This window comes from Psychrobium sp. 1_MG-2023, assembly GCF_030689115.1.
Classification (GTDB): Bacteria; Pseudomonadota; Gammaproteobacteria; order Enterobacterales; family Psychrobiaceae; genus Psychrobium.
Window position 1 is genome coordinate 162,194 of record NZ_JAUYVJ010000005.1, and the last position, 12,723, is coordinate 174,916.

General features: G+C 40.2%; 10 protein-coding genes. 2 read left to right on the forward strand and 8 right to left on the reverse strand.

The genetic code is table 11. The features are described 5' to 3' along the window. Window positions 1-13: 13 nt before the first annotated feature. From pepN to Q8W26_RS04365, 6 genes are all read right to left on the reverse strand, one after another. A complete protein-coding gene (gene pepN / locus Q8W26_RS04340) occupies window positions 14-2,623 on the reverse strand; it encodes an aminopeptidase N (RefSeq protein ID WP_101215146.1) in 2,610 nt (869 codons plus the stop codon). 140 nt (window positions 2,624-2,763) lie between these two features. Then, window positions 2,764-4,212: a Na+/H+ antiporter NhaC gene (gene nhaC / locus Q8W26_RS04345; RefSeq protein WP_101215147.1), complete on the reverse strand. Its 1,449-nt coding sequence runs from the start codon at window positions 4,210-4,212 to the stop codon at window positions 2,764-2,766. Between the two features lie 215 nt (window positions 4,213-4,427). Continuing rightward, window positions 4,428-6,455 carry a carboxy terminal-processing peptidase gene (prc, locus tag Q8W26_RS04350; protein WP_370694261.1) on the reverse strand — a complete coding sequence of 676 codons (2,028 nt, stop codon included), beginning with the start codon at window positions 6,453-6,455 and terminating at the stop codon, window positions 4,428-4,430. Between the two features lie 49 nt (window positions 6,456-6,504). Further along, the gene (gene proQ, locus Q8W26_RS04355; RefSeq protein ID WP_101215149.1) at window positions 6,505-7,140 is read right to left on the reverse strand and encodes an RNA chaperone ProQ; all 636 of its coding nucleotides are present in this window, start codon (window positions 7,138-7,140) and stop codon (window positions 6,505-6,507) included. Beyond that, complete coding sequence (locus Q8W26_RS04360; protein ID WP_101215150.1) at window positions 7,141-7,422, reverse strand: hypothetical protein; 282 nt, start codon at window positions 7,420-7,422, stop codon at window positions 7,141-7,143. It lies immediately after the preceding gene. 57 nt (window positions 7,423-7,479) lie between these two features. After that, the gene (locus tag Q8W26_RS04365; protein WP_305472389.1) at window positions 7,480-7,941 is read right to left on the reverse strand and encodes a GAF domain-containing protein; all 462 of its coding nucleotides are present in this window, start codon (window positions 7,939-7,941) and stop codon (window positions 7,480-7,482) included. A gap of 245 nt (window positions 7,942-8,186) precedes the next feature. Between Q8W26_RS04365 and rsmF the strand changes: the two genes are divergently transcribed. Then, window positions 8,187-9,602, forward strand: coding sequence for a 16S rRNA (cytosine(1407)-C(5))-methyltransferase RsmF (rsmF, locus tag Q8W26_RS04370; RefSeq protein ID WP_305472391.1), 1,416 nt, complete (start codon window positions 8,187-8,189; stop codon window positions 9,600-9,602). Window positions 9,603-9,763: 161 nt separating this feature from the next. On the opposite strand, the gene Q8W26_RS04375 is transcribed toward rsmF, so the two are convergent. After that, the gene (locus Q8W26_RS04375) at window positions 9,764-10,171 is read right to left on the reverse strand and encodes a YccF domain-containing protein (RefSeq protein ID WP_101215153.1); all 408 of its coding nucleotides are present in this window, start codon (window positions 10,169-10,171) and stop codon (window positions 9,764-9,766) included. A gap of 157 nt (window positions 10,172-10,328) precedes the next feature. Next, window positions 10,329-11,984 carry a sulfotransferase gene (locus tag Q8W26_RS04380; RefSeq protein ID WP_101215154.1) on the reverse strand — a complete coding sequence of 552 codons (1,656 nt, stop codon included), beginning with the start codon at window positions 11,982-11,984 and terminating at the stop codon, window positions 10,329-10,331. Between the two features lie 21 nt (window positions 11,985-12,005). Here Q8W26_RS04380 and Q8W26_RS04385 point away from each other — a divergent pair, with 21 nt between their 5' ends. Next, window positions 12,006-12,674, forward strand: coding sequence for a PepSY-associated TM helix domain-containing protein (locus Q8W26_RS04385; RefSeq protein WP_305472393.1), 669 nt, complete (start codon window positions 12,006-12,008; stop codon window positions 12,672-12,674). The last annotated feature ends 49 nt before the right edge of the window (window positions 12,675-12,723 follow it).

Consider the following 12,723-nt stretch of genomic DNA (forward strand, 5'->3'; position numbering starts at 1 on the left):
CGGCTAATATCCTTTATTTCCCTAGGCTCAGGGAAACTTTTTCAACTAAATCTTTCGATAAGTTAGGTAATGCAGCAAGACGTTCAAGCTGCTCTCTCATTAATGCACTGCGTTGACCTGAGATTTTTTCCCAAGGCAATAACGGAGTGATTAAGCGAGCGGCTATTTGTGGATTGATCTCATTCAGACGAATCAACTGTTCTGTTAAAAACTGATAACCACTACCATCAACAGAATGAAAACGACTTGGATTATTCACCGCAAAAGCACCAATCAAACTGCGGACACGATTTGGGTTTTGCCAACTAAAGCTTGGGTGTTCAAATGCTTCAACTATCAGATCAGTAACCTGCTCACTTGGGTTTGATCCAACGGTAGCAAACCATTTATCCATGACTAAGCCATTTGTTTTCCAGCGCTGTTCAAATGCAGCTGATAGGTCCTTTAAACAAAGCTGGTTGTTTACATTAGCTATTTGCAGAGCACTGATTGAATCGGTCATGTTGGTGGCTTGTTCAAATTGAGTTGCAATCAGCGTATTAATATCGTCACTAGCAATCGTACCTAACAAACCAAGCAGAGAATTCTTAAGTGCTCTAAGAGCGACTTTGTCTGCGGATTGCGATGCCTCTTCAATTGCTAAAATAGCCTCTAGATAGCGTTGTTTAAGTTCTACTTTAAGCGTTGTAGCTAAGGTCTGTTTAACAAAGTTTCTTGCTGTGATAATAGCATCGACATCAACAGAGTCTACCAGTTCAAATAATTCCATTACGGCTGGTAACTCAATCATCAAACCGATAAGCGCAGGGTCTGTTGCTTGATCACAAACCACGGTTCGCACACTCTCAATCAATGTAGAACTTAAGCTCATTGATTCTTTAGCGACACTACTGTTATTAAGGATTGCTTGAGTGAATAACTTTTGAGCACTATCCCAACGTGAATAAGCATTAGCACTATGTGCTAAAATTGTTGCAAGTTGTTCTTCACTATAATCAAAGCCTAATTTAACCGGTGCAGAAAAATCACCTAGCAGGCACGGAATCACTGACTGATTAATATTATCAAAGGCAAATTTTTGTTTGACTTGGGTTAACTCTAGTAACGACTCTTGTTCACCGTTGTCGAGTGTTACCACTTCACCTGCCTCGGTGAGCAACTCTAATTTAACCGGAATATGGAATGGTTGTTTTTGTTGCTCTTCCCCACTAACAGGGCAAGATTGCTCAAGTGTGAGAGTCAGTTTTTTACTGTCTTGATCGTAGTCCTGAGTAACATCAACTGTCGGTGTTCCTGCTTGGCTATACCACAACCTAAATTGGCTAAGGTCTATATTCCCCCCCTGCTCCATCGCATCGACAAAATCATCACAAGTAACAGCCATACCATCAAAACGTTCGATGTAATTCGCCATCCCTTGTTGGAAGCGCTCCTCACCTAGTAACGTATGAATCATTCGAATAACTTCGGCACCTTTATTATAGACAGTCACGGTGTAGAAGTTATTCATTTCCATAACAGCTTCCGGTCGAATCGGGTGTGACATAGGACCCGCATCTTCGCTAAATTGATGAGAACGAATAATTTTGACGGCATCGATTCGATTAACTGCACGTGAACCAACATCAGAGCTAAACTCCTGATCGCGAAAAACAGTTAACCCCTCTTTCAGGCTAAGCTGGAACCAGTCACGACAGGTAATACGATTACCCGTCCAGTTATGAAAATATTCATGACCAATCACGGATTCAATGCCATGATAATCGACATCAGTAGCGCTATCGTTATCAGCTAACACATACTTACTGTTAAAAACATTGAGTCCTTTATTTTCCATTGCGCCCATATTGAAGAAATCGACGGCGACAACCATATAAATATCAAGATCGTATTCCAAATTAAAACGTTCTTCATCCCACTTCATCGCACGTTGCAAAGACTCAAGTGCATGTTGGGCTTTCGCTTTATTGCCTTTATCAACAAAGAACTCTAGTTGTACTGTCCGTCCAGAGCGAGTTACGTACTGACCTTCTAATAAGTCAAAGTCGCCTGCAACAAGTGCAAATAAGTAAGCAGGTTTTTTATGTGGGTCATGCCAGGTAGCAAAGTGCTTGCCGTTGGCTAACTCTCCACTGTCCACTTTATTACCGTTAGACAATAAGTACGGGTACTTCTCTTTATCAGCAATCACTTTGGTTGTGAACACCGCCATAACGTCAGGACGATCGAGATAATAAGTAATTCGTCTAAAACCTTGGGCTTCACACTGGGTACAAAATGCGTCGCCAGACACATATAACCCTTCAAGATTTGTGTTTTCTGTAGGGTTAAGTTCAGTGACCACTGTTAGTTCAAAGCGTTCCGGTAAGTCATCAATAATTAACTGGTTGTCAGTACACTGATATTGGTTTGCCGTAAGTGCTTGTTGGTTGACTGCAACAGAGACTAGTTGAATGTTTTCTCCATCCAATACTAGCGGTTGGCCTTGCACTAATTGTTTAACTTGGGAGGTTGCAATAACCTGAGTTAACGTTTCATCTAAATTGAATTCTAGATTAAGTGTGGTAATGGTGTAATTTGGCGCTTGATAGTCTTTAAGGTATTGGGTTGTATTGTTGCTCATGAAAATCCTTACAAGAAAGCAAGTATCTGTTGACGAAGTGCCATTTGGATAACAATTGCTCTAAATGATGAGTATGACGGTATAAATTAAAGATACAAAAAAAGCCTGATAAAATCAGGCTTTTTTTTCATAACATCGACTTATACGGCTCTAGTTGCTAATTTTTTAATCTTGAAGCCGATAATGGCAAAGATAATTCCGAAGATTGGGCTTGCCCAGTTAAACACACAAAACAATGCATACTCTAACGGACTTACTAGTAACACCGACTGCATATAAGCACCACAGGTATTCCAAGGTACTAAAACAGAAGTCACAGTGCCACCATCTTCAAGTGCACGAGATAAGTTTTCTGGCGCCAATTTACGTTTCTCATACTCATCTTTAAACATACGACCAGGCATCACAATTGAAATGTACTGATCGGCAGTTAGTACGTTACTACCAAAGGCGGTCACTATTGTTGTAATAATTAAAGACGAAGTTGAACGCGCAAAGCCCACTAACAATTCGACAACTTTACTTAATAAGCCAACCTTTTCCATTACGGCACCGAAAGTCATCGCTGTTACAATCAACCAAATCGTTGTCAGCATCGATGACATACCACCACCAGATAATAAGTCATTAAGATCAGCATCACCCGTATCAACAGAAATACCATCAAATAATGCAGTCCAAACAACGGTGACATTTGCGCCAAAGGTGTTTAAATCTGTTGCAGCTAAACTAACAATCAACTCTTGCTGAAAAAGAACAGCCCATAAACCACCTACTAATGCCCCGATGAATACAGCTGGAAATGCTGCAACTTTTTTTACTGCTAGTGTCAGCGTTACCACTAATGGGATCAGTAAATACCAACCTAAATGAAACTTATCACTTAACCCTTGGCTTAATTGACTAATGCGATCAGCTTCTACATTTGAGCCTTCCGAGAAGCCCAACACTGCGAAGACTATTAACGCGAAAATAAAGCTTGGAAACGATGTCCACGCCATATGTTTAATATGCGTAAACAAATCAGTACCGGCGACAGCAGGTGCTAGGTTTGTCGTATCTGATAATGGCGACATTTTATCACCGAAGTATGCACCACTAATGATTGCACCAGCGGTAATGGGTAATGAAACCCCCAAACCAGTCGCCACCCCCATCAACGCCACACCGATAGTTGCAGCTACAGTCCAACTACTACCTATACTAATCGCGACAATAGCACAAATCAGACAGCTAGCTGCGTAGAAAAAACTCGGTGAGAGGATTTGCAGTCCAAAATAGATCATGGTTGGCACAGTCCCCGACAGTAACCAAGTACCGATCAGTGAGCCAACCGCCAGTAGAATAAGCACTGCTGTTAGGGAAAGGCTAATTCCTTTGATTATTCCTTGCTCAATATCATTCCAGCAAAAGCCATTCTTGATACCAATAATGGCGGCTAAACCAGCACTCAAAAGAAGTGCTATTTGGTTAGCCCCTGATGACGATGAATCGCCAAAATAAAATACGGCAGAGCCGAGTAAGCCGATTAAAAAAATTACTGGAGCAAGAGCATCCAGTAACGAGGGTTGTTTATGCTGTTGTGTCATAAAAAATCCGATTTGTTATTATTATATTGTTGGTGGTTAGGCCAAGTGGCAAATCAGTGCTACTGATTGACGTAATTGACACTATTCTTTTATACATTGATACTACCATTTGAATCAATTAGATAGAATCATTTATCTAACGACCACTAATGGAGTATTGTAATAAAGAAAGCCGCATAAATGCGGCCAATTATAAACGATAGGAGAGATTATCGTTAATTTTTTACTAATCGATCTTGGTCGATATAGTTAAATGTGACATAAGATGCTTCATCAAGATATGGGTCTAAATCAAGCCCTTTCTTGGGTAGGTCATCTAATGATTTAACCTGCTCTAATCCTTGCGCTTTGCGACGCAAGTTTGCGCGAAGTAAAGCTGTTTGTTCTTTCTTATCGCGCTCAGCAATTCGCACACTTTCAACAAGGCTTATCGATTTCTTATCTTTTTCAGCGTGGTACTTTTCAATATCAGTTGCCATAAATTGAAACTCTTGCTCAGCAGCGATACGTTGCAAGTGTTTTTGCTTCAGCGGCTCAAACATCTGTTTAGAAATATCACTTAATGGCTGATATTTAGCTTTTGCTACACTGTCCCATGGCAAAGTATTATCTGCCACTACTTCACCAAATTCATCGGCCACAATAGGTGTAGGGAATGAAATATCAGGAATAACCCCTTTATTTTGTGTACTGCCACCGTTGATTCGATAGAATTTCTGTATAGTGTATTGAATGAAACCAATCGGCTTTTCATAAAAATCGAAGATTTTACTCAACGAGCGATGTTGTTGTACTGTCCCTTTACCGAAGGTTTGTTCCCCTAAAACAATCGCACGGCCATAATCTTGTAAGGCAGCAGCGAAAATTTCTGAAGCTGAAGCACTATAACGATTAACAAGGACCGATACTGGACCATCATAAAAGGTTGTAGTGTCTGGGTCATATTTTACATCAACACGGCTATTGCCACTTTTAATTTGAACAATTGGGCCTTCATCAATGAATAACCCACTTAAAGCAGCGGCTTCAGTTAGTGCACCACCACCGTTGTTTCTTAAGTCAACGACAATGCCTTCGACTTGTTGTTCTTTTAATTCAGTGATCAATTTTTTAACATCTTGAGTTAAATTAACGTAGAAACTAGGAATTGATATGACCCCTAATTTACGCCCTTTAAACTCTGGTAATTGAGACTCAAACACTTCAGATTTAGCTTGACGATCTTCGAGTTTGATTTTATCACGAACAATAGATACAACTTGGGGTTTACTTGCGCCACCGGCGGTACCTGAAATTATTTCTAATTTAACTGTCGAACCTTTTGGCCCTTTAATTAAATCAACAACATCATCTAATCGCCAGCCAATCACATCGACAATTTCGCCATTACCCTGGCCCACTCCGATAATTTTATCATCAGGAGAAAGCTGTTCACTTTTATCCGCAGGACCACCTGCCACTAGATTTGTAATGGTTGTGTAATCATCACGAGATTGCAGCATTGCACCAATGCCTTCAAGAGACAAACTCATCTCAACCTGAAAACGTTCAGCATTTCTTGGTGATAAGTAACTTGTATGCGGGTCGATAGCGCGAGCGAACGAATTCATGAAGACTTGATAAACATCTTCACTTTGTGTCTGAGTAATTCGCTTTAATGCATTATTGTATCGTTTAGCCAATACTTTACTAATTTCTGGCCATTCTTTACCAGCCAGCTTGAGGTTTAACGCATCATACTTAACACGTTGACGCCATAGCTCTTGCAACTCAGCTTTAGTTAGCACCCATTGCGCATCTTCTCGGTCATATTGATACTCATCGTCAATGGTAAAGTCCATTGGCTTATCAAGTAACGATAAAGCATATGTAAAACGTTCAAAACTACGTTGTAGTTGTAGTTGGAAGATTTCGTAAACTGGGGCAACTTGCCCAGTCTTTAACATGTCATCGTATTGCTTATCGTATTGAGCAAAAGACTCGATGTCACCTTTGGTGAATAAGCTCTTGTTAAAATCAAGACTCTCAAAGTAGCGTTTAGCAATCTTAGATGAGAACTGATCATTAAGATCAATTGACTTAAAATGGGTGCGTGTAAATAAGCCAGTCATCCGAGTCGTGGATACTTTATGTTGTGGCTCTGGATGTAGCTGAGGTATTTTATCTACTGTCAATTTTGCATCGAGTGCAAAAGCACTTGCTGACAAGCAAAAAGGTAAAATACCCAACGTTATACGATTCAACATAAAAGTCTCCTATGACTCGTTTTTTATTAAGCTAGCTAAGCCAAGGTTATGCCTTGGCTAAAATCTGGTCTAGCTTGACTTTTACAACCATACCCGAAGTAAGCTGTACTTTTACATCAGACTTCGCAATATCAACGATAGTTCCGTTCATCGGTGTTTTTGCAACAGTAACTAACACTTTTTGGTCAATTTTTAACGCTGACACATCTTCAACTTTAACACCAGTTTCCACTTTTGTCGCTTTAGCAGGCTTGCTAGAACGCGCTTTTGTAGCAACTTTAGCACGTGCAGGCTTAGCTTTACGTGGTTTATCAGTCGACTCCGCCGGCTTTTTAGCGGCTTCACGCTGCTTCGCTTTAGCTTGGCTTTCAGCCAATGTTTGCTGGGCGTGCTCAATATGCTCTTGTGTTAATTCATCACCTAGGTTGCCATCTAAGTCAACACGCTTAGCGCCTGCCTTAATGCAACGTAAGTAACGCCAGCTAGTGGTATAGTGACGAATCGCACCACGTAGTTGGGTTTTACTCACTCGCTCATCTTCAGCAAGGCGTTCACTTAATTCTTGGAATAAGCCAATTTTAAGTGGTTTCGCTTCGCCTTTAAGGCTGAAACATTGTGGGAACTGCTCGGCTAATAAAGCGATGATCGCTTTGTTATCAGTAAGTTTAGCTGTACTATTCATTTATTCTTCCGAGTTTACTTCAAATTCTTCAATTAAAAATGTTACAAAATGTTCGATGAGATCGTCATCGAGCTCTAGTAGCCCTGGTTGATACTGCCAATAGGGCCAAATGGCTTCAAGCATTTCACGAAACAGATTGACATCTATATTCGGGTCAATAACTTGATAGAGTTTATGATAAATTCTATTAATATTATCTGCGGCTAGGGCCTCTTCACCTTCCCACTCACCAACTTCATTGGCTTCAAATAGAAATTCATGAATATCTACAACATCATACATAGCGCATTATTTTCCTAAAACAAACTAACATCAAGTGCTATTAATTATACATTATGGCTAATGACACTCGACTAGATGATGATTTAATACATCAACTATCATTTCAAGTCCTTGCTGATCAGCAGCATCAAAGCGATCTTTAACCGGACTATCAATATCAAGGACACCGATTATTTCATCGTTAACGACCAACGGGATGACAATCTCGGACTCAGAAGCAGCATCGCAAGCAATATGGCCAGGGAACTGATGAACATCGGCAACACGTTGGGTCATGCCAGTAGTAACAGCTGCTCCGCAAACGCCTTTGTTTAAAGGGATACGATAGCAGGCAACATTACCTTGGAACGGTCCTAAAACTAACTGCTCATCTTTTAAAAAATAAAAGCCAACCCAATTAATGGTTGAAAGCGATTGATTTAGCAATGCACCGACATTAGAAAGAACAGCGACAGCATCAAACTCATTGTCGATAAGCGCGTTAACTTGGCGTGAAAGTAATGGGTAATCTATACTCAATGATCTACTCAATTCTTTAGGCGAACTAATAATAATGGCTGGCTACTATACCTGACTTGGATTAAATGAAAAGAGTAATTGTCAGGCAAAACAGCCTCATTGTTCACATTTGCTACAATTATGTCCTTTAACATTGTGAAGGAGCCGATAATTGTCGGTTATTTATCGTATCAACAGCAACTATATTACCGTAATAACTAAAGCTTGTTATAATCCACTTATTCCCTAGCAATAAGCAATTTTCGATGAATAAGCACCTGCCACAATCTTTTCTGGATCTCATTTCAGTCGATCTCCCTGACCACTTAATACTTGAAGACTTAGTTGAAGCCTGTCATCGCTCTCTTCGTTTTAGTATACGTGTTAATACATTAAAAATTTCAACGGACGCCTTTATTGAACTAATGCAACCTTTTGGTTGGACATTTGAGTCGATCCCATGGTGTAGTGAAGGTTTTTGGGTCGAATTAAACACCTCAACTGTTGCTCCAGGACGATTACCCGAACATTTTTCAGGCTTGTTCTATATTCAAGAAGCCAGCTCTATGTTGCCGCCTGTGGCGCTATTTAATGCCATGAATCAACGTGATGAATTTAACACTGTGCTTGATCTAGCAGCAGCACCGGGTTCAAAAACAACACAAATTGCTGCCCTTATGAATAATCAAGGCTTATTGGTCGCTAATGAATTTTCCTCAAGTCGTATAAAAGCATTGCACAGCAATCTAACTCGCCTTGGTATTACCAACACGCTAATTAGCCACTTCGACGGTTCCGTGCATGGTGACTATTTAGAGAATTCATTTGACGCTATCTTACTTGACGCCCCCTGTAGTGGTGAAGGTACCGTCCGGAAGGACCCCGATGCATTCAAAAACTGGACCAGAGCGCACATTGATGAAGTGTCGACGCTGCAAAAACAGCTAATAAAGTCAGCATTTATGGCGTTAAAGCCAGGTGGTCAATTGGTTTACTCAACATGCGCACTGAACTGTATTGAAAATCAAGGAGTATGCCAATACCTACTAGATGAATTTCCCGAGCAAGTTGACGTCGTTAGCCTACATGAGTTATTTCCCAATGCCCTAGCGAGCTGCACCGAGCAAGGTTATTTACATATTTGGCCACAAATTTATGATAGTGAAGGCTTTTTTATCGCAAAATTCATCAAAAAAGGTTCAACTGAACTCAGCTCTCAACCAGCGTTTAAAAGCAAACTTCCTTATAAGGAGCTCACAGAAAAACAACTTAAGGATTTGACGCCTCCCCTGATGGCTCACTTAAAGATGGATTTCCTTGAACATGGCCAGCTTTACCAACGTGATAAAGAAATCTGGTTTTTCCCAAAGAACAGTCAGCTGTTGCTAAGCAATATGCGGTTTGTGAGACATGGCGTTAAGCTACTCGATATAAAACCAAAGCAATTTGTGATCTGTCACGATGCACTTACAGCCTTTGGACTGGATGGCTTACCCCTGACACGAGATCAGGTTGTACAGTTTTACAGGGGGCAAGACTTAGCCATTGAAAACTCAAATAAAGCCAAGGGAGAAGTTAGATTAACCTATCAAGGTCAATGTATTGGCTTAGGGAAGTGGGTCGGAAATAAAGTTAAAAACAAATTACCAAGGCAGTTAGTCAACGACAACGTTGCAATTTAAACGCAATAAAACGGGGGAAGTTAAATATTTCAACTACACTAAACAGAGTAGAGCAAAGGCTCTGACTGGTTTAGACACGATTCTTTAACCCTTCCCCTAAGCTCGGAACAACTGGAATAGTTCCGGGCTCTTTTTATTGCTATACAAACTTAAATTTGTATTTAACGCGCATCAACTACAGTTTGACCGATAGGTGCGAAACTTAGCATAGCTAGTTTTAAATGTTGAATACCAAAAGGAATACCAATAATCGTAACAAAACAAGCAACAGCATGTAATATATGGCCTATAGCCAACCAGATACCAAATAGTAAGAACCAAATTATGTTACCCACTGTTCCTAAGCTTCCAGTACCAATATCACGACGCTTTGTAACATATTGACGATCATCAATGTCTCGACCGAATGGCCAGAATGAAAGCTGAGCGATAACGAAACAAGAGCGCGCAAATGGGATGCCGACAATTGTAATACAGGCAATAATACCAGCGAGGACCCACATCAGTCCCATCACTAAACCACCACAAATAAACCAAGCTACATTAAATAATAATCGTAAAACACTCATAGTTACCTCATAATCATAAATTCACTATTTATAAAGCAACCTTCAAGCCAATAATTAAAGAGGCTATAAAACAACAATTTAAACTAAAACAAGATAAACAACCTCACACCCATCTGGTTAATAAAACCATTTTATAATTTATTTGGCCAACTTAACTTTAGTTATACTTATACCCTGCGACTGAGAGACGCTCACGCAATGGACTAAGTTGTGTTTCATAATGCTTCCAGCGCTTTGATGAACTCTGATACATCGGTTGTCTCACTTGCCAACGGCTAGGTGTATTAACCGCTCTTTGCGTTGTATGATACTGCATACATTGCGAATCCCACTCAAGTCCGACAAATTCAAGTAAGCCCCGTGTAACTCCTTCTTGATCTGAGATTAACGATTCGTACCTTAATTCAAAGATATCAAGTGGTAGCACACGTTGCCAATGACTCATCATTCGATCATGATCTAAAAAGTAATCGCCAAATGCATTAAGATCAACTGAGAAATCATTGACTAAGCTAAACATTTCAATGTAACAAGAGAGTCCTATATCAAGAGGATCGCGCTTACAATAAACAATTTTTGCTTTAGGAAAAATTGCAGCGATGAGGCCTAAATACATAAAATTCATTGGAAGTTTGTCAGTAAAAAAAGTTTCCTTATCAATCCCAGCGCTCCTGACATTATCACAATAATCCTTTAGCGCTTTGTTTAAGGCTTGCTCAGTCAGCGCTCTCACATCATCATGCTCGCTCCCTAACACTTGTTTAGATAATTTGGGAATAACAGTTAACTCCCCGCAACCAAAAACATTTTCATGGGAAGCTAGAATTTGCTCAGCCAATGTTGTGCCTGACCTTGGCATACCAATAATAAATACTGGCGTTAAATCACACACATCCCCCTTGGCAATATTCTCAAACAAGGGCTTGTTAAACGCATTGATAATACGATTACACAGCTGACGATTAAATTCTGCGTTGTATTCGCCTTTGAATGACTTCTGTGCCAAACAGCTAGTCTTAAAATGCACAAATGCTTTGTCATATTGCCCTACACTATCAAAATATTTTCCTAGCCCATTATTGAGTTTGGCCTTATCTTCAGCATTTAGCGATGTATCTCTAGCAACTCTCACCGCAGTATTGATTAGTTCGCTCTGTGGGGTAAAGCTTTTAATCGAAATTATGTTCGCTAATGAACGAACGTGCTCAGGTTCAATCGCCAACACACGTAGATAGAATGTAATCGCATCCTCAAATTTGCCTAATTCTTCACTCGTGATCCCTGCACCATGCAGCGCCTTAATGTGATTTGGTTGGATTGCTAGCGTGTTTTTATACCAGTGTAAAGACTCTTGATAATCGCGCGCTTCTTTGAGCGCTTGAGCTAAATTAAACAGACCGTAATCTACCTTCGGCGCTAACTCAACGACCTGACGATATACTTTGATTGCTTTTTTTAATTGCTCATTATCCACTAATATATTGGCTAAGGTATTTAGTGTATCAATATGATTAGGTCCACGTCGTATCCCCTCTTCTAATACCTGTTGCGCCTTAGCAGACTTGCCAATGGCAAGATAAACTTGAGCCAAATGGTTATAGGCACGAATGTCGTCAGGCTCAATGGTGATAGAACGTTCAATGAGCGTCACCGCTTGCATTGAATGGCCATTTTGCTGGGCCATCAGTCCCAAATAATGTAGCGCTTGTGGGTGCTTTGGATTGACTCGTAATACAGCATGATAAGCATCATGCGCTTTTTTCATCTCACCTTGCTTATGAAGGTTCAACGCATTTTCAACGATTGTATTCATTTACTCTTTGCAATAACAGGTGTGATTTTTAATCTCGGCTTTATTTATGAGTCAATCAATACCACAGTGTTTGCCAGTGGTAATGAAAATATTCATCAGCAGCAAACGCGCTACAACCCACCTGTTAAAGACGAAAAATCCTCCGGTGTGTTTCTTTCAATGAACAATATCAATCAATTGTTATACCGCAGTGAGTCAGAAATCTCAGGGTTTAAAATCGAGGTTGTTGAAATTGAGCACTGGCAGAATGACAATGCAACGATATTATTTAGGGGGGCAGTCGATGGTGATTTTTCAAAAAAAACCATTGTTCAATATGCGATGAAGACTGGTGAAGTAATATATCGCAATGACTCATTTGATAACACCTCTGCTAATGGTGAAAGTGTTCTTGATTCTCTGCACTTCGCAAACTTTTCAGATTACCTGATAAAAGCACTGTTTTTTTTGCTGGGTTTAGGTACCTGCTATGTCATTATTTCGGGGAATTTATTGTGGTTAGCCAAGCAGCAAAAACGCAATGCTGACAACTGGTCGGTTAAAATAGTCAGCCAACTCAGCAGCGGTTGTTTTGCCGGTGCATTTTTAGCCACTGCACTTTGTTTTATTGTCACTCGGCTGCTCCCCGTAAGCTACGCAGAAAAACAGACCGTGTTATGTAGTAATGCCGATCAGTTAAGTAAAAAATAACTTGAAAAATGGCTCAATGAGATCAAAATCCGATGAATGCTTTTCATCG

What these genes read in the sequence shown, in the direction of transcription:
- pepN (WP_101215146.1), bottom strand. Translation starts at nt 2,623, where the DNA reads ATGAGCAACAATACAACCCAATACCTTAAAGACTATCAAGCGCCAAAT.
- nhaC (WP_101215147.1), bottom strand. Translation starts at nt 4,212, where the DNA reads ATGACACAACAGCATAAACAACCCTCGTTACTGGATGCTCTTGCTCCA.
- proQ (WP_101215149.1), bottom strand. Translation starts at nt 7,140, where the DNA reads ATGAATAGTACAGCTAAACTTACTGATAACAAAGCGATCATCGCTTTA.
- Q8W26_RS04360 (WP_101215150.1), bottom strand. Translation starts at nt 7,422, where the DNA reads ATGTATGATGTTGTAGATATTCATGAATTTCTATTTGAAGCCAATGAA.
- rsmF (WP_305472391.1), top strand. Translation starts at nt 8,187, where the DNA reads ATGAATAAGCACCTGCCACAATCTTTTCTGGATCTCATTTCAGTCGAT.
- Q8W26_RS04375 (WP_101215153.1), bottom strand. Translation starts at nt 10,171, where the DNA reads ATGAGTGTTTTACGATTATTATTTAATGTAGCTTGGTTTATTTGTGGT.
- Q8W26_RS04380 (WP_101215154.1), bottom strand. Translation starts at nt 11,984, where the DNA reads ATGAATACAATCGTTGAAAATGCGTTGAACCTTCATAAGCAAGGTGAG.